Source organism: Nonomuraea zeae (assembly GCF_005889725.1).
In the GTDB taxonomy this organism is placed as follows: Bacteria; Actinomycetota; Actinomycetes; order Streptosporangiales; family Streptosporangiaceae; genus Nonomuraea; species Nonomuraea zeae.
Genome location: NZ_VCKX01000154.1, coordinates 1 through 16909, shown reverse-complemented (window position 1 = coordinate 16909; position 16909 = coordinate 1). Strand labels below are relative to the sequence as shown.

At 71.6% G+C, this 16909-nt stretch carries 11 protein-coding genes; 7 read left to right on the top strand and 4 right to left on the bottom strand.

Features of this window, described 5'->3' with window-relative positions; translation table 11 throughout:
- Nucleotides 1–11 precede the first annotated feature (11 nt).
- The 4 genes from ETD85_RS37390 to ETD85_RS37375 form a co-directional block, all read right to left on the bottom strand.
- A complete protein-coding gene (locus ETD85_RS37390) occupies nucleotides 12–1865 on the bottom strand; it encodes a ricin-type beta-trefoil lectin domain protein (RefSeq protein WP_206059111.1) in 1854 nt (617 codons plus the stop codon).
- Between the two features lie 127 nt (nucleotides 1866–1992).
- A complete protein-coding gene (locus ETD85_RS37385; protein ID WP_138694554.1) occupies nucleotides 1993–3024 on the bottom strand; it encodes a LacI family DNA-binding transcriptional regulator in 1032 nt (343 codons plus the stop codon).
- A gap of 135 nt (nucleotides 3025–3159) precedes the next feature.
- On the bottom strand, nucleotides 3160–3915 hold the full coding sequence (locus ETD85_RS37380; protein ID WP_138694553.1) for a DoxX family protein: 756 nt from the start codon (nucleotides 3913–3915) through the stop codon (nucleotides 3160–3162).
- Between the two features lie 8 nt (nucleotides 3916–3923).
- Nucleotides 3924–5453, bottom strand: coding sequence for an MFS transporter (locus ETD85_RS37375; protein WP_138694552.1), 1530 nt, complete (start codon nucleotides 5451–5453; stop codon nucleotides 3924–3926).
- Nucleotides 5454–5696: 243 nt separating this feature from the next.
- Here ETD85_RS37375 and ETD85_RS37370 point away from each other — a divergent pair, with 243 nt between their 5' ends.
- The 7 genes from ETD85_RS37370 (at nucleotide 5697) to ETD85_RS37340 (ending at nucleotide 16574) form a co-directional block, all read left to right on the top strand.
- Nucleotides 5697–7466, top strand: a complete 1770-nt coding sequence (locus tag ETD85_RS37370) for a tetratricopeptide repeat protein (protein WP_379507118.1) — start codon at nucleotides 5697–5699, stop codon at nucleotides 7464–7466.
- A 15-nt stretch (nucleotides 7467–7481) separates the two neighbouring features.
- A complete protein-coding gene (locus ETD85_RS37365; protein WP_138694550.1) occupies nucleotides 7482–8378 on the top strand; it encodes a haloalkane dehalogenase in 897 nt (298 codons plus the stop codon).
- A 64-nt stretch (nucleotides 8379–8442) separates the two neighbouring features.
- On the top strand, nucleotides 8443–10791 hold the full coding sequence (locus ETD85_RS37360) for an AAA family ATPase (protein WP_138694549.1): 2349 nt from the start codon (nucleotides 8443–8445) through the stop codon (nucleotides 10789–10791).
- 166 nt (nucleotides 10792–10957) lie between these two features.
- The gene (locus ETD85_RS37355; protein ID WP_138694548.1) at nucleotides 10958–11941 is read left to right on the top strand and encodes an ABC transporter permease; all 984 of its coding nucleotides are present in this window, start codon (nucleotides 10958–10960) and stop codon (nucleotides 11939–11941) included.
- Nucleotides 11941–12846 carry an ABC transporter permease gene (locus ETD85_RS37350; RefSeq protein ID WP_138694547.1) on the top strand — a complete coding sequence of 302 codons (906 nt, stop codon included), beginning with the start codon at nucleotides 11941–11943 and terminating at the stop codon, nucleotides 12844–12846. The genes ETD85_RS37355 and ETD85_RS37350 overlap by 1 nt, the downstream gene beginning before the upstream one ends.
- Complete coding sequence (locus tag ETD85_RS37345; RefSeq protein WP_138694546.1) at nucleotides 12843–14858, top strand: dipeptide ABC transporter ATP-binding protein; 2016 nt, start codon at nucleotides 12843–12845, stop codon at nucleotides 14856–14858. Before ETD85_RS37350 ends, ETD85_RS37345 begins: the two co-directional genes overlap by 4 nt.
- Nucleotides 14859–14897: 39 nt before the next feature.
- Nucleotides 14898–16574 carry an ABC transporter family substrate-binding protein gene (locus ETD85_RS37340; protein WP_138694566.1) on the top strand — a complete coding sequence of 559 codons (1677 nt, stop codon included), beginning with the start codon at nucleotides 14898–14900 and terminating at the stop codon, nucleotides 16572–16574.
- Nucleotides 16575–16909: the final 335 nt, after the last annotated feature.

The following is a 16909-nucleotide window of genomic DNA, read 5'->3' as shown; positions in this document are numbered from 1 at the left end:
TCAGGGCGTCGTCAGGACAGGGTCCACTTCTGGTTGGCGGCGCCCGTGCAGGTCCACAGCTGCAGCCGGGTGCCGTCGGCGCTGCTGTTGCCGGTGACGTCGGCGCACTTGGCGGCGGCCGGGTTCACCAGGTCCCGGCCCGAGGTGTAGGTCCACTGCTGGTTGGCGCCGCCCGTACACGTCCAGAGCTGGAGCTGGCTGCCGTCGGCGGTGCCGTGGCTCACCACGTCGAGGCACTTGCCCAGCGCGCGCAGCGTGCCGTCGCCCGGCCGCGACCACTGCTGGGCGGCGGTGCCGTTGCAGGTGTAGAGCTGTACGGCGGCGCCGTCGGCGCTGCTGCCGCCCGCCACGTCGACGCACTTGCCCGCCAGGCCCGTGATGGCGCCCTGCGTGCCGCCGCCGGAGCCGGGGGTGCCCGACCAGGTGAACGTGGCGGTGGTGCGGGCGGGCAGCGTGTAGACGAAGGACTGGTTGCCCCAGTTGACCCTGACGGACTGGGCCGAGGCGCCGCCGTTGTGGGCGATCAGGGCCTTGGAGCCGTCGGGGTTGCGCCAGGCGACGTTCTGGACGGTGGCGTTGGCGGTCGAGTCGATCCGGTACGCCCCCGGCTTGACGAACTTGGTGAGGTGGCCGGTCGTGTAGTACTCGATCGTGTAGTCGATCTGCCCGGCGCGTGCGCCGCCTTCCTGGACGGTGATCAGGCCGGTGCAGGTGCCGCAGCCGCCGTTGTGCGGGCCCATGTTCTGGTTGAGCGCGAGGCTCCACTTGACGAGGCTGCGGCTCCAGTTACGGGCGTAGGTCACGATGTCGGCCATGTCCTCGTTGTGCTGGTTGGCGATCCAGGTGCCGCCCGAGTGCTCGGTGCTGAACTGGGGCACCGACGGGTACTGGTTGTGCACCTGCGTGCCGACCGCCGGGTCGCCGTAGTAGCCGTGCCAGGCGATGCCGCCGAACAGCGGGTCGTTGCGCAGCGTCGCGTCGGCCAGGATCGGGCCGCCGATCTGGCCGTAGTCGCCGTAGTTCCAGTCGTGCACGAGCACCTTCGTGGTGATCCCGGCGGCGCGGAAGGCCGGGTAGACGAAGTTCTTGGTCAGCTCGATGAGGCCGGAGGCGTTCCAGGACATGCCGGGGTAGTTCATGGCGGTCGGGTTGGAGGCCTGGCAGCAGTTGGGCTCGTTCTGCAGCGAGACGTAGTTCACCGGGACGCCGGCGGCCTGGTAGCTCTGGACGTACTTGACCAGGTACTGGGCGTAGGTGGCGTAGTGCTCCCACTTCAGCCAGCCCATCTGGTCCATCCGGCCGTTGTCCTTCATCCAGCCGGGCGCGCTCCACGGCACGCCCTTGACCCGCAGCGCCGGGTTGAGCGATCTGGCCTGGGCGGTCAGGAGGCGGACGTTGGTGTCGTAGCCGTTGGCGCCGAAGTCGCCGAGGTCGCAGCAGGTGTCGTCGAGCGAGACCATGCCGGGGCGGGACAGGTCGGAGGCGCCGATCGGGTTGCGGACGAACGACAGCCCGATGCCCTCGGTGGGCGAGAACAGCTTGCGCATCGCCGCGTCCCGCGTGGCCGCGGTGACGGGGCCGCCGCGCAGCAGGTACGCGGTCGTGTCGGTGATCGACGCGCCACCGCCCTCGAACTGCTGGTACGTGGTGCCCTCGCTGACGGTGATCGTCTGGTTCGCGCTGCCCCCGGCGGGGCCGAAGGCGATCGGCGTCTGCTGCGCGAGACCGCGGCTGACGGCGCGGCCTCCGGAGTCCGAGGTGGTGGTGAGCCAGATGTTCACGGGCTCGCCGGCCGCGGCGGCCGGGAGCGGCGCGGCCAGCAGTGACGCGGCGGCGCAGGCGAGCGCGAGCAGGATTCTGGACACGGCGGGAGTCCTTCCGGGGCGGGGGGTGATGCCCATGTAACAAATGAAACAAACGTGTAACACTGCTTGCACTCAGCAGAACAACACGAGTCAGGTCGCCCGTCAATCGATGAAACAAATGAAACAGTCAGCGCGCGAGCGGGCCCGTGGAGCCGCGTACGATCAGCTCGGTGCCCAGTGAGACGTGCAGCGCCTCCAGCGTGTGCCGGCTCAGCAGGCGCATCAGCAGCGACACCGCCATCCGGCCCATCTCCTCCAGGGGCTGGCGCACGGTCGTGAGGGCCGGCGAGGTCGCCCTGCTGACGTCGATGTCGTCGAAGCCGGCCACCGACAGGTCGCCGGGCACGCTCAGCCCGCGCTCGGCCGCCGCCCACAGCGCGCCGACGGCCATCTTGTCGTTGAAGGCCACCAGCGCCGTCGGCCGCTCCGGCAGGTCGAGCAGCTCGCAGGCCGCCAGGTAGCCGTGCTCGGTGCTCGGCTCCGGCACGTGGCGCAGCAGCTCGGGGGCGGGCAGGACGCCGGCGTCGGCCAGCGAGGCGGTGTAGCCGGCCAGCCTGGCCTCGCTCGGCAGCCACTTCACCGGGCCGCCGATGATCCCGACCCGCCGGTGGCCCAGCTCGGTCACGTGGGCCATCAGCTTGCGGCCGCCCGCGAAGTGAGCGGCCGACACCGCCGCGATGTCCTTCGGGGGCGGCGTCCTGGGGTCGATCACGACGAAGGGGAAGCCGCGGTCGCGCAGGCGTACGAGCTCGTCGCCCGGCTCGGGGGGCAGGATCAGGATCGCGCCCGCGACGCCCGCGCGGTCGGGCAGCCCGGGCAGCACCGCGCTGTCCTGGCCCGCCTCGCCCGCGCCGAGGATCATCTGCCTGCCGTGCAGCTCGATCGTCTCGCCCACCGAGGAGACGATGAGCCCGAAGTAGTCCGTCAGCACGTACGGGCAGCGCACGTAGATCGCGCCACCGCCGAGGAGGTCCTGCGCGGTGCGCGGCCTCGGCGCCTGGTCGCCGAGCCGGCCGACGGCGCGCAGCACCAGCTCGCGGGTGTGCGGGGCGACGTTTGCCTGGCCGTTCAGCACGCGGGAGACGGTCGCGATGGACAGGCCGGTCTCGGCCGCGACGTCACGCACCGTCGCGCGCGCCCTGCCGCCCCTGGTCGCCATCGGCACCCCTTGCTCCGCTGTGCCGCCAGGATATTCACCGGGCGGAGCCGGGCTCCACCCCGCGATTCCGCACAGCGCGACCGGCCGCCCCGGCGGGCGTCAGCCGGGCCGGCGGACGGCGGCCGCGGGCAGGCGTCAGTCGGTCGTGGGGCGGCGGCCGCGGGCGGGTGGCTTCTTGCGGCCGGCCACCAGCGTGTCCCCCGGGATGGGCGCCGGTCCTGGGTCGTCGGTCCGGCCCGCCTCGCCGCTCTTCTGGCGCGGCCGCGGGTGCGGCGCCGTGTCCTCGCTCGCCGACGTCTCAGGACCCTTGCCGGGAGCCTTGCCCGGCCCCTTGCCGAGCCCGGTGCCCGGCTCCGGGTCCGGCCCGGCGTCCGGCTCGCCCGGCTCGGACTCGGGTTTGTCCGGTTCGCGGAGCGAGGCGATGACCCGGTCGGCCTCCGAGTCGGCGGCGAACTCGCTGGCCGCCTCCGATTCCCTCCGCCGGATCACGACCATGTGGTCCACCGACACGCGTCCGGCGCCGACCACGGCGAGGAGGATCGAGGCCACGCCGAGCAGGATCAGCTCGTTCAGGCTGATCGGGTTCAGCGGCGGGGCCACCACGTAGACCGCCAGGGCCTCCGCGAAGAGGATCAACCCGGTCACCGACACCGCCAGCCCGGCGATCAGCAGCGCGCCGCCGATGAGCTCGGTGAGCATGGTGACCGTGGCCCAGGCGCCGGGCGCGGGCGCGCCCCGCTCCAGGAACTTCGCCCCGGTGGCCGTCAGCCCGTCTTCCAGCTTGTTCCAGCCGTTGGCAAAGAAAATACCGCCCACGCCTACGCGGGCGACTAATGCAGCAAGATCACGAAGGACCTGTTTCACGGTAGTTGTCTGCCCTAATCGGGACATGGCACACCTCAATCACGGTTCAGCAGCACGGCCACCGCGACGGCGGTCAGGCTGAGCAGAACGACGCTGACGACCACGGTCGTGTGCAGTGCGTTGACGAAGGCCCATCGGGCGGCGTCCAGCAGCGCGCCGCCCGTGCTGCCGCCGACCTGGTCCGCCACGTGGGCGGCCGCGGCGAGCGACTGCCTGGCCTGATCCATGCCGCCCGCGGACACTCCTGGAACGGCGGGCAGCCCGGGCGCGTACACGATCGTGGTGATCGTGCCGAGGACGGCCACGCCCAGGCCGGCCCCCAGCTCGTACGCGGTCTCCTCGATGGCCGCGGCCCCGCCCGCCTGGGACTCGGAGGCCGACGACATGATCGTGTCGGAGGCGGCGAGCAGCGCGACCTGCACCCCGAACCCGATCCCGACGAAGCAGATCGCCAGCATCACGGGATGGCCCTCGACGCCCCAGGTCAGCGTCGGGGTCAGGGCCAGCGCGACGAGCCCGAGCCCGCCGCTCATCGTGACCCGCATGCCGATCCTGGGCAGGATGTGGGCCGCCGCGAGCCCGCCGGCGACGGCCGAGATCACCAGCGGCAGCATCCTGATCGCCGCCCGCAGCGGGCTGTCGCCGAGGACGAGCTGCAGGTATTGGGCGAGCATGAGCTGCAGCCCCACCAGCGCGAACACCCCGAGCAGCACGCCCGCGACGCCGGTGGTGAACTCGCGCCGCCTGAACAGCCCGACCTCCAGCAGCGGGACGCGCAGCCGCGGCTGCCGCCGGACGAACGCGACGAGCAGGCCGAGCCCGCCCAGGAACACCAGGATCGCGGCCCACAGCGGCATGAGGCTGCCCGAGCCCGCCTCCTTCAGCCCGAAGGCCAGCGCCAGGATGCCGAGCACGGACAGCACCGCGCTCAGCGCGTCCCAGGGCTGTCCTTTGCGCTCGCGCGACTCCGGCAGCAGCCGGGCCGCGGCGGGCAGGAGCACGAGCAGGATCGGCACGTTGATCAGGAAGACCGCGCCCCACCAGAACCCCACGAGCACGCCGCCGACGAGCGGGCCGACGGCCGCTCCCGCCGCGGCGACGGCGCTCCAGACGCCCAGCGCGACGGCGCGCTCGCGCCTGTCGGTGAACACCTGCCGGATCAGGGAGAGCGTGGCCGGCATGATCATCGCGCCGCCCACGCCGAGCAGCGCCCTGGCCAGGATCAGGGTCAGCGGGGTGGGGGCGAAGGCGGCGGCGGCCGAGGCCACGCCGAACAGCACCATGCCGGACAGCACCAGCCGTTTGCGCCCGTACCTGTCGCCGAGCGTGCCGAACATGATCAGCAGCGGCGCGACCACCAGCGAGTAGATGTCGATGATCCACAGCAGCTGGACAGCCGACGGTTCGAGCGCGGCCGTGAGCGCGGGCACCGCGATGTGCAGGACCGTGGCGTCGACCGTGATCAGCAGCAGGCTCAGGCAGAGCAGGGCGAGTATGGCCCAGCGGCGGTCCGTGTGCTCCCGGTCGGCAGTCCGTACGAGGGGTGCGGCCTGTGTGACGGTCATGGGCCTCCTTGCAGGCCGATCCGTTCGCAGGGCCCGCACGTGCTGGTGGTCGGTGGGCGTCGGAACCGCGCGCTCCTCCCGAGCTCGTCAGCCTTGGTTCCACTCGCTCCCGGCTTGCGTGGCAGCTTAGGCCATGCCACGCACTTGTCATAGCGGTATCGACTGATCCACGACGGCGCGCACCTCTCTAGAGAGATACAGCCATATGTCGTGATCTATCTAATGTTGGCGCCACAGCCGATCATGGGATTCGTGGGGACCGATCCAAGCGGCACAAAAGGCAATATCACCGACAGGTCCTCACGTGAATGGTGCGCCGAAGCCCTGACCAGGCTGAACGCCGGCCGTCCCGAGTCCGCGCTCGACGCCGCGCGCCGGGCCGCCGACCTGGATCCGTCGGCCGAATGGGCCTACCGGCTGATCAGCCTCGCCCACGAACGCCTGGGCCGTGACGCCGACGCCCTGCCCGCCGCCGAGCTGGCCGCCGAGCTGGCCGGCGGCTCCTGGTCGGCCCGCCTGCGCTTGGCCGCGGTCCTGCGCCGCGTACCCGGGCGCTGGCAGGAGGCGGTCCGCCACGCGACCATGGCCGGCCGGTACGCGCCGGAGGAGCCCGACCCCGCGGTCCTGCTCGGCGACCTGGCCCTGCTGCGCGGCGACCACGCCCAGGCCGAGCAGTCCTACCGGGCCGCGCTGGCCGCCGACCCCGGGCATCCGCAGGCCCGCGTGAACCTGGGGCTCACCCTGCTGCGCTGGGACCGGCCCCGCCCGCACCACGATCCGGCCTGGCCGGTGGACCCCCGGGAGACCGGCCGGGCCAGGCGCGCGCTGGAGGTCTGGGCCCGCCAGATCCGCCTCGCGGTCGCCCTCGCCACGGTCGGGGTCGGTCTCTGCGCGCTCTTCCTCGACTGGGGCGCCCAGGCCCAGTTCGGCGGCTTCGCGGTGCTGGCGCTGCTGGTGCCGCTCACGGTCCGGCAGGCGCGGCGGGTGGGCGTCTGGTCGTACGTGCCGGGGATGTTCGGCCGGGATCCCTGGCTCGGCGCGGCCGTGGTGTCGGCGGTGGTGTCGGTGCTCGCGTTCGCCGCGTGGCTGCTGCTGGGGGCGATGCCGGCGCTGCCGCCCACGTTCGATCCCGTATGGGCGGGACTGGCGGGGATCGTGGTGCTGGGCTGGCCCGCGCTGGCCGCGGTGCGGGCGCTGGCGGAGACGTGGCGCGGGCGGCCGCTGCGGGCGCTGAGCGAGTTCGCGCGGGCCGAGATCGCGCGGGCCGGGGCGGCCGAGCGCACCATGGGGCGGAACGTGCGGGTGACGCTCTGGATCATGCTCGCCAGGACCTGGTCGGTGCTGGTGCCGCTGGTGGGCGGGGCTCTCGCAGTGGAGCCCGGGACCGCGGTGGCCGCGCTGCTGGTGCCGTACCCGATGCTGCGCGGGTACCTGCGCGCCCGGGACGGCGGCTCGCGTGGAGGGGACAGGTGGCTGCTCGCCGCGACAGGGCTCGTCGTCCTGTGCGCCGTGGCCTGCGCGGCGGGCGGGGCGTCCGGGTCCGCGTGGGCGTGGCGGACCGGGACGGGCGCGCTCGGCGCCGCGGTCCTGCTGTTCGTGGCGCGGGCGGCGCTGACCTGGTGGCGGGGCAGGCCGGGGCCGTGGCGGTCCTCGCTGCTGATGTGCGACCTGCCCATGGGGTCCGCGCCGTCCGTCGCGCTGGACACGGAGGTGCGCCAGACCTTCTCGTACGCCCGCAGCATCGTCCTGGCCTACGGCGACTCGCTCGGCCCCCGGGTCGCGGGGGCGGTGGCGTCCGTGACCTCCTCCGGCGAGCTGCGGCTGATCGCGGAGACGGAGGCGTGGGAGGCCATCGAGGCCGACCCCCGGGTCGCGGTGTTCGCGGCGGACCCGCTGCAACGCCGGTTCTGGGTGGAGGTGCGCGGGATCGCGCTGGCCGACTCGGACGTCCTGCGCGTCACGCCCAAGCAAGTGCTCGTGGGGGAATTTCCTGGGCGGCACCAGCGTCGCTAGCTAGAATCTTGTTCTATGCGAATCCTGCGCACTCCAGAGGAGCGCTTCGCGAACCTGCCCGGATTCCCCTACCCGCCCCGCTACGCGGAGGTGCCCGACGGCCTGCGCATGGCCTACGCCGAGGCGGGGCCGTCCGACGGCGAGCCGGTCGTGCTGCTGCACGGCGAGCCGAGCTGGTCGTTCCTCTACCGGCACGTCATGCGCGAGCTGGCCGCGGCCGGGCTGCGCGCGATCGCGGTCGATCTCATCGGGTTCGGGCGCTCGGACAAGCCCGCCGACCCGGCCGAGCACACCTACGCCAGGCACGTCGAGTGGACGCGGGCCCTGCTGCTCGACGCGCTTGGCCTGCGCGGGATGACCGTGGTCGGCCAGGACTGGGGCGGGCTGATCGGGCTGCGGATCGCCGCCGAGCATCCGGACAGCGTCGCCAGGATCGTGGCCGCGAACACGGGCTTGCCCACGGGTGACATTCCCATGCCCGAGGTGTGGCACCGCTTCAGGGACGCGGTGCGGAAGGCTCCGGTGCTGGACATCGCCCGCCTGGTCCAGGCGGGGTGCAGGAGCGAGCTGCCGAAGGAGGTCCTCGCGGCCTACGACGCGCCGTTCCCCGACGAGTCTTACAAGGCGGGGCCGCGGGTCATGCCGAGCCTCGTGCCGACCGCTCCCGACGATCCCGCCGCGCCCGCCAATCGCGCTGCCTGGCAGATTCTCACCACGCTCGATCGGCCGTTCCTGGTGGCGTTCTCCGACAGCGATCCCATCACCGGGGGCATGTCGCCCATTCTTCGCAAATCTATGGCAGGCGCCTCCGGCCTGCGCCATCCCGTGATCGCCGGCGCCGGGCACTTCCTCCAGGAGGACGCGGGCGCCGAACTCGGGCGGGAGATCGCCGCTTTCGTGACCTCCACCTAGCGTGTCAGGACCGCCCAACAGGCGGTCTTGTGCGGTATAACCGGGGGCGGACCGGGGAGGCGTGATGCGTGAGTCCGACAGGGCCCAGGCCGCGGGGCGGGCCGCGGCGCGGGATCTGTTCGAGAAGGTTCGGCTGCGTTACTACCAGATTCCCCCGGCCGTGCGCCGGGTGCTCTACGTGGTCGTGCTGGTCGCCATCATGGGCGTGGGCGCGGCGCTCGGCTGGGACCTGCTGAAGACCTTCCCCGCCGTGCTCCTCCTGCTCGCCTTCATCGCCCTGACCATGCGCTTCCCGCGCGCCGCCGCCACCGTGCTGGTGGTCGCCGGCTGGGTCGTGCTGGTGCTGCCGGTGTTCTCCGGGCTGTTCACGCCCGGCTCCAGCGCGCTGCACCTGATGGTCGCGCTCGCCCTGCCCGTCGCCGCCGCCGCGCACCTCATCCGCTGGGTCGCGCCGTGGGCGACCACGCTGATGGCGCTGGCCCCGGCCGGGCTGGTGGGCGCCGCGGTCGCCTACGCCTCCGACGGCGCGGCGCTGTGGACCGCCTACACCGTCGCCGCCGTCGTCCTCGTCTACCGCTTCCTGCTGGCCCGCAAGGTCAGGGCCGCGAACGCCGCGGTCGAGGAGCAGGTCAAGGTCAGGGTGCGCGAAGGCAGGCCCGAGTCGCCGCACGACAAGCACTCCGCGCCGCCGCAGATCTCCCTGGAGGAGGCGCTCAGCGAGCTGGAGAGCATGATCGGCCTGGCTCCCGTCAAGGAGCAGGTGCGCTCGATCGCCGCCTCCATCGAGGCGTCCAGGCTGCGGGCCGAGGCCGGCTACACCACCGACCGGCCCACCAGGCACTTCGTCTTCGTCGGCCCGCCCGGCACCGGCAAGACCAGCGTGGCCCGCGCGCTCGCCAAGATCTTCTACGCGTTCGGCCTGCTGGAGACCCCCTACGTCGTCGAGGCGCAGCGGGCCGACCTGGTGGGCGAGTTCCTGGGCGCGACCGCGATCAAGACCAACGAGCTGGTCGACCGGGCGCTCGGCGGGGTGCTGTTCATCGACGAGGCGTACGGGCTGGTCAACTCCTCCGACGGCCAGCCCGACAGGTTCGGCGCCGAGGCCGTGCAGACCCTGCTCAAGCGGGCCGAGGACGACCGCGACCGGCTCATCATCATCCTGGCCGGCTACGAGCAGGAGATGAGCTCGTTCCTGTCCAGCAACCCGGGCCTGGCCAGCAGGTTCGCCACCCGGGTGCGCTTCCCCGGCTACTCCCCCGCCGAGCTGGTCGAGGTCACCGAGCTGCTCCAGCGGCGCAGGGGCGACACGATGGGGCCCGAGACCAAGCGCGCCCTGCTCGGCCTGTTCGAGGACGTCCACCGGCGCGGCCTGGTCGACGAGCTGGGCAACGCCAGGTTCGCGCGCAGCATGGTCGAGGCCGCCGCGCAGGCCCGCGACGTGCGCGTGGTGGGCGCCGGCGGCACGCCGACCACCCAGGACCTCGTGACCACCACGACGCCCGACGTGACCAAGGCGTTCGACGAGCTGACCGCGCGCTTCCGCGGCTACGTCGCCACCCCCACCCTGGAGGAGGCGCTGGCCGACCTCGACCGGATGGCGGGCCTGGCGCCGGTCAAGCGCCAGGTGCACGCGATCGCGGCGCAGCTCCAGGTCGCGCGGATGCGGCAGGAGCGCGGGCTGCCCACGCCGCCGCAGATGCGGCACTTCGTGTTCGCCGGGCCGCCCGGCACCGGCAAGACCACCGTCGCCAGGGTCCTGGGCCGCGTCTTCGCCGCGCTCGGCCTGCTCGCCCGGCCCGACGTGGTCGAGGCGCACCGGGCCGACCTGGTCGGCCAGCACCTCGGCGCGACCGCGATCAAGACCAATGAGCTGGTCGACCGGGCGCTCGGCGGGGTGCTGTTCATCGACGAGGCCTACAGCCTGGTCAACCCCGGCTACCAGGGCGGCGACGCGTTCGGCTCCGAGGCCGTGCAGACCCTGCTCAAGCGGGCCGAGGACGACCGCGACCGGCTCGTCATCGTGCTGGCGGGCTACCAGCGGGAGATGGACTCCTTCCTGGCCACCAACCCCGGCCTGGCCAGCCGGTTCAACCAGCGGGTGGCCTTCCCCAGCTACTCCCCCGGCGAGCTGTCCCAGATCGCGGTGCTGCTGGCGGAGAAGTCCGGCGACAGCTTCGACGAGGAGGCGCTGCGCAACCTCGACGAGGTGTTCGCCTGGGTGTGCGAGGAGCGGCTGATCGACGGCCTCGGCAACGGCCGGTTCGCCAGGTCCCTGTTCGAGCGCGCCGCCATGCGGCGCGACGTGCGGCTGGCCGCCCACGCCTCGCGCGGCGGCTCCGCCAGCTCGGCCGACCTGACGACGATCACGAGCGAGGACGTCCGCACCGCCGTGGACGAGCTGTCCGGACGCTGACCGCCTCCGGCGGCCCGCTCGCAGCCGGCCGTCCCCGGAAGGCGGAGTCCCAGGCCCTGGCATGTTGCCTCACAGTGTCGGCGCGATGTCGTAGAGTGAGCGGCGTCGGTCGAATGGTGTAGCAATATGGCTACGCTGCGTGCGGGTGCGCGTAGGAGGGGGAGCGATGGCGGGGTTCCTGGCCCGCAGGCTGCTCAACTACGCGGTGCTCGTCGTGGTGGCCGCCAGCCTCGCCTACCTGCTCGCGGCCACGGCCCTCGACCCCCGCTCCAACTACGCCGACCGCACTCCCAAGCCGCCGCCGGCCGTCGTCGACGCCCAGCTCACCGCGCTCAACCTCAACGACAAGACCCCGCTGCTCCAGCGGTATGCCACCTGGGCCGGCGGGGTGCTGCACGGCGACTTCGGCAAGACCGTCGCGGGCTCCCCGGTCAACGACGATCTCAAGCGCCGCATGGGCGTCACCTTCCGCCTGGTCATCCTGGGCCTGATCTTCGGCAGCCTGCTCGGCGTGCTGGCGGGCGCGCTCGCCGCGGTCCGGCAGTACGGCTGGTTCGACCGCCTCTCGACCGGCCTGTCGTTCGTGGTGCTCGCCGTGCCGGTGGTCGTCCTGGCCAACATGCTGATCCTGGTCGCCACCTGGGCCAACGCGAACGTGTTCGGCCGCCAGGTGTTCCTGGTCAGCGGCGAGCACAGCGACGGGCTCGCCACCGGCTGGTGGGGCGAGGTGGTGGACCGGCTGCAGCATCTCGTCCTGCCGACGGTCTCGCTGTCGGTGGGGCTCATCGCGGTCTTCAGCCGCTACCAGCGCAACATGATGCTCGACGTGATCGGCGCGGACTTCGTCCGCACCGCCAGGGCCAAGGGGCTGAGCAGGCGGCAGGCGCTCACCAGGCACGCGCTGCGCACGGCGCTCATCCCGGTGGCGACCTATTTCGCGTTCACGTTCGGGGCGCTGCTGACGGGGGCGACGTTCACGGAGAAGATCTTCGGCTGGCACGGGCTGGGCGAGCAGCTGATCAACTCCATCTTCACCAACGACGTCAACACCGTCGCGGCCATCTCGCTGCTGGCCGCCGTCTCCGTGCTGTGCGCCTCGCTGGCCGCCGACCTGCTGCACGCCGGGCTCGATCCGAGGGTGCGGGCGTGATGACGCTTTCCGAGGAGGAGCTGGCCGAGGAGCTGACGGAGGGGCCCCTGCGAGCGCCGTCCAGGGCGCGCGTGGTCGCCGGGCGGTTCTTCAGGTCCGGGCAGGGGCGGATCGGGTTCGCGGTGCTCGCGCTCATGTTCCTGCTGGCGTTCGCGGGCCCGCTGTTCAGCCCGTGGACCTACACCGACAAGGACTTCACCGCGTTCATGCAGCCGCCGTCACCCTCCCACTGGTTCGGAACGCTCCAAACGGGCGCGGACGTCTACGCGGTGACGCTGCGCGGCATGCAGAAGTCGCTGGTCGTGGGGCTGCTCGCGGCGCTGGTGTCCACGGCGCTGGCGGCCGTGGTGGGGGCGTTCGCCGGATATTTCCTGGGCTGGACGGACCGGGCGCTGAGCTGGGTGACCGACCTGCTGCTCGTGCTGCCCGCCTTCCTGATCCTGGCGATCATGTCACCGCTGTTCGGGGCGGGCCAGTGGCCGCTGTTCGTCATCATGCTGGCGCTGTTCCTGTGGATGGTCACCTCGAAGATCGTCAGGGGGATGGCGATCTCGATGAAGGAGCGGGAGTTCGTCCAGGCCGCCCGCTACATGGGGGTGCCGCCGGTGCGGATCATCTTCCGGCACGTGATCCCCAACCTGTCATCGCTGCTGATCGTGGACGCCACGCTCAACGTCAGCACCGCGATCCTCACCGAGACCTCGCTGTCCTACTTCGGCTTCGGCATCCAGCCGCCGGACGTGTCGTTCGGCACGCTCATCGCCGACGGGTCGAAGACGGCCGTCTACGCGCCGTGGACGTTCTGGTTCGTGGCAGGGCTGCTGGTGATCACGGTCCTGGCGGTCAATCTCATGGGCGACGCCCTGCGTGACGCGTTCGATCCCTCCTCCAAGAGGTCGCGATGAGCCCGGTTCTGGAGGTCAGCGACCTCAACGTCTCCTTCGGCGACGTGCACGCCGTACGCGGGGTGAGCTACTCCGTACGCCCTGGCGAGGTTCTCGGCATCGTGGGCGAGTCCGGCTCGGGCAAGTCGGTCACCTCGGCCGCGGTCATGGGGCTGCTGCCGCCGGGCGCGCGCGTCACCGGGTCCGTGCGCCTGCACGGCCAGGAGCTGATCGGCGCCTCCGAGCGCATGCTGACGTCCTTCCGCGGCAAGACCATGTCGATGGTGTTCCAGGACCCGCTGTCGGCGCTCACCCCGGTCTACCGGGTCGGCGACCAGATCGCCGAGGCCGTGCGCGTGCACCAGCGGGTCAGCAAGGAGACCGCCCTGGTCAAGGCCATCGAGCTGCTGGAGCTCGTCGGCATCCCGCATCCGGTCGAGCGGGCGCTGGCCTTCCCCCACGAGTTCTCCGGCGGGATGCGGCAGCGCGTGGTGATCGCGATGGCCATCGCCAACGACCCCGACGTGATCATCTGCGACGAGCCCACCACCGCGCTCGACGTGACCATCCAGGCGCAGGTGCTGGAGGTGCTCAAGAAGGCACAGGAGAAGACCGGCGCCGCGATCATCATGATCACGCATGATCTGGGGGTGGTGGCCGGGTTCGCCGATCGCGTGCTGGTCATGTACGCCGGGCGTCCGGTCGAGGTGGGCGACGTGGACGACATCTACTACCGGATGCGGATGCCGTACACCGTGGGGCTGCTCGCCTCGATCCCCCGCGTCGACCGGAGCGGGCGCCAGCCGCTGGCCCCGATCGAGGGTAACCCGCCGTCGCCGGCGGCGCTGCCGCCGGGGTGCCCCTTCGCACCGCGCTGCCCGATGCGGGTGGAGGCGTGCGACGAGGGCGAGCCGCCGCTGTTCGAGGTGGGCACCGGCCACCGCGCGGCGTGCATCCGCTGGGAGGACGTGCACCCGCACCACCCCGGCAAGCACGCCGCCCCGTCCAGGCGGGAGCTCGTGGTGCGCGGCGAGCGCACGGTGCTGGAGGTCCGCGACCTGGTCAAGGACTTTCCGCTGCTCAAGGGCGCCGTGTTCAAGCGCAGGGTGGGCACGGTGCACGCGGTGGCCGGGGTCGGCTTCGACATCCGGCACGGCGAGACGCTCGGGCTGGTCGGCGAGTCGGGCAGCGGAAAGACGACCACGCTGACGCAGATCCTGGAGCTGGCCGCGCCGCAGCAGGGCCGCATCGTCGTGCTCGGGCACGACACCGCCCGGCTCACCGGCGCGCAGCGCACGGAGATCAGACGCGACATGCAGGTCGTCTTCCAGGATCCGCTGGCCTCGCTCGACCCGCGCATGACGGTGCACGACATCCTGGCCGAGCCGCTGCGCACGCACGGGGTCGCGCCCGGGCGGCGGATCGGCGAGCTGCTCGCGCTGGTGGGGCTCGACGCCTCCCACGCCGCCCGCTACCCGCAGGACTTCTCCGGCGGCCAGCGGCAGCGCATCTGCATCGCCAGGGCGCTCGCGCTGGAGCCCCAGCTGCTGGTGCTGGACGAGCCGGTCTCCGCGCTGGACGTGTCGATCCAGGCCGGAGTGATCAACCTCCTCGACTCGCTGAAGGCCCGGCTCGGGCTGTCCTACCTGTTCGTGGCGCACGACCTGGCGGTGGTGCGCTACATCGCCGACCGGGTGGCCGTGATGTACCTCGGCAGGATCGCCGAGATCGGCCAGGTGGACGCCGTCTACGACGCTCCGGCGCACCCGTACACCCAGGCTCTGCTCTCCGCGATCCCGCTGCCCGATCCGGTACGCGAACGCTCGCGGGAGCGGATCCTGCTCGAAGGCGACCTCCCCAGCCCGGCCAACCCTCCGACGGGCTGCCGATTCCGCACCAGGTGCCCCAAGTTCCGTGCCGAGCTGACCGACGCCGAGCGCAGGCTCTGCGTGGACGTCGAGCCCGAAGTGCGGCCACTGGGCGACGACCAGGGGGCGGCCTGCCACTACGCCGCGAGGCGTGAAGTCGTATAACCAGGAGGATTTCGCTCGATGAAAACATCACGTCTTGTCATGGCCGTCACCGTGACGGGCTCGCTGTGCCTGGCGGGCTGTGGTGGCGGCGGCACGATGGGCGGGCCGGGGATCGAGAGCGGCGCCGGGGACGAGCGTACGATCAGGGCCTTCGACATCAACGCGCAGCCGCGCGAGAAGGTCAAGGACGGCGGGACGCTGCGCTGGGGCATCAACGAGTTCCCCGCGCAGTGGAACAGGAACCACGTGGACGGCAACCTGGCGATGGCCGCCGTGGTCAGCAACGCGCTGCTGCCCGCGCCGTTCGTCTCCAACGAGAAGGCGGAGATCAAGGCCGATCCCGACTACCTGGTCGACGCCAAGGTGACCGAGAGCCGCCCCAAGCAGGTCGTCACGTACACGCTCAATCCCAAGGCCAAATGGTCCGACGGGCGGCCGATCACCTGGGCCGACTACCAGGCGCAGTGGCAGGCGCTCAACGGCCGGAACGCGAACTTCCACATCGTCTCCGCCACCGGCTACCAGGACATCGAGAAGGTGGCGCGAGGCAAGGACGACTACGAGGTGGTAGTGACGTTCGCCCGGCCGTTCGGTGACTGGCAGTCGCTGTTCGGGCCGCTGCTGCCGGCCTCCACGAACAAGACGCCGGAGACCTTCAACACCGCCTGGCTGAACAAGATCCCGGTGACGGCCGGGCCGTTCAAGTTCGGCGGGTTCGACCAGACGGCCAAGACGATCACGCTGGTCCGGGACGACGCCTGGTGGGGCAACCGGGCCAAACTGGACAAGATCATCTACCGGGCGTCGGAGCAGGACTCGCTGATCGGCGCGTTCAGCAACGGCGAGCTGGACATCATCGACGTGGGGCCGTCTGCGCCGGACTATTCGCGCGCCAAGGCCACGTCGGGGGCGCAGGTCCGCCAGGCCGCCGGGCCCGATTTCCGACATTTCACATTTAATGGGTCCAGCGAGCTGCTCAAGGACCGGAACGTCCGGCAGGCCATCCAGCTCGGCATCAACCGCCAGGCCATCGCCCAGTCCGACCTGCAGGGGCTGGACTGGCCGATCGCGCTGCTGAACAACCACTTCTTCATGAACACCCAGGAGGGCTACCAGGACAACGCGGGCAGCCTGGGCGTGTACAACCCGGGCCGGGCGCGGCAGCTGCTGGACGCGGCGGGGTGGAAGCTCAACGGCGCGGTCAGGGAGAAGGACGGCAAGCCTCTCGATTTGCGCTTCGTGGTGCCGTCCGGGGTGCAGCTGAGCAAGTCGGAGGGGGAGCTGGCCCAGAACATGCTCTCCCAGATCGGGGTGAAGCTCACCATCAAGGCGGTGCCGAGCGACGACTTCTTCACCAAGTACGTGATTCCCGGGAACTTCGACATCACGCCGTTCGCCTACATCGGCACGCCGTTCCCGATCTCCAGCAGCTATGGGATCTACGCGAACTCGCCTGACGGGAAGACGTGGAACGCGAACTTCGGGCGTACCGGGTCGGAGGCGATCGACCAGGCGATGAGCCGGGCGGGGCAGAGCCTGGATCCGGCCGAGGCCCGTACGGAGACGAATGCGGCCGATGCGCTGCTCTGGCAGGAGGTCAACGTGCTGCCGCTCTACCAGCGGCCGCAGAACGTCGCGACCCGGCAGACGCTGGCCAACGCGGGGGCGCGCGGCTTCTACGACCTGCGCTACGAAGACATCGGCTTCACCGGCTGACCCGCCGGCCTGTCGCTGGGGGGTGGGCGTTTAGCCCGCCCCCCTTCGTTTGCTCGGCTTTCTCGGCGGTGGCCTACCACCCGCCCCCGGTCTGCGCGGCCTCCCGAGAGTGGCACGCAGCCCGGCTCTTGCCCGCTCAGGCTTTCCAGGGATGGCATGCAGCCCGGCTCTCCCCCGCTCAGGCTCTCCCGGGATGGCATACTGCCCTTCGCCGGCCTGCTCGGCTACTCCCGGGGTGGCGCGCGTGCGGCCCTCTCCCGCCCCTTTGGCATCTTCCGAGGGGCGTGCAACTCATGCCCTGGACGTCCGGTCCTGTCTCTTATACACAGCCGACC

Excerpts from the sequence above, each read along its gene's own strand:
- ETD85_RS37340 (WP_138694566.1), top strand. The coding sequence starts at position 14,898 with ATGGCCGTCACCGTGACGGGCTCGCTGTGCCTGGCGGGCTGTGGTGGC.
- ETD85_RS37380 (WP_138694553.1), bottom strand. The coding sequence starts at position 3,915 with ATGTCCCGATTAGGGCAGACAACTACCGTGAAACAGGTCCTTCGTGAT.
- ETD85_RS37350 (WP_138694547.1), top strand. The coding sequence starts at position 11,941 with ATGACGCTTTCCGAGGAGGAGCTGGCCGAGGAGCTGACGGAGGGGCCC.
- ETD85_RS37370 (WP_379507118.1), top strand. The coding sequence starts at position 5,697 with ATGGGATTCGTGGGGACCGATCCAAGCGGCACAAAAGGCAATATCACC.
- ETD85_RS37375 (WP_138694552.1), bottom strand. The coding sequence starts at position 5,453 with ATGACCGTCACACAGGCCGCACCCCTCGTACGGACTGCCGACCGGGAG.
- ETD85_RS37365 (WP_138694550.1), top strand. The coding sequence starts at position 7,482 with ATGCGAATCCTGCGCACTCCAGAGGAGCGCTTCGCGAACCTGCCCGGA.
- ETD85_RS37385 (WP_138694554.1), bottom strand. The coding sequence starts at position 3,024 with ATGGCGACCAGGGGCGGCAGGGCGCGCGCGACGGTGCGTGACGTCGCG.
- ETD85_RS37355 (WP_138694548.1), top strand. The coding sequence starts at position 10,958 with ATGGCGGGGTTCCTGGCCCGCAGGCTGCTCAACTACGCGGTGCTCGTC.
- ETD85_RS37345 (WP_138694546.1), top strand. The coding sequence starts at position 12,843 with ATGAGCCCGGTTCTGGAGGTCAGCGACCTCAACGTCTCCTTCGGCGAC.
- ETD85_RS37360 (WP_138694549.1), top strand. The coding sequence starts at position 8,443 with ATGCGTGAGTCCGACAGGGCCCAGGCCGCGGGGCGGGCCGCGGCGCGG.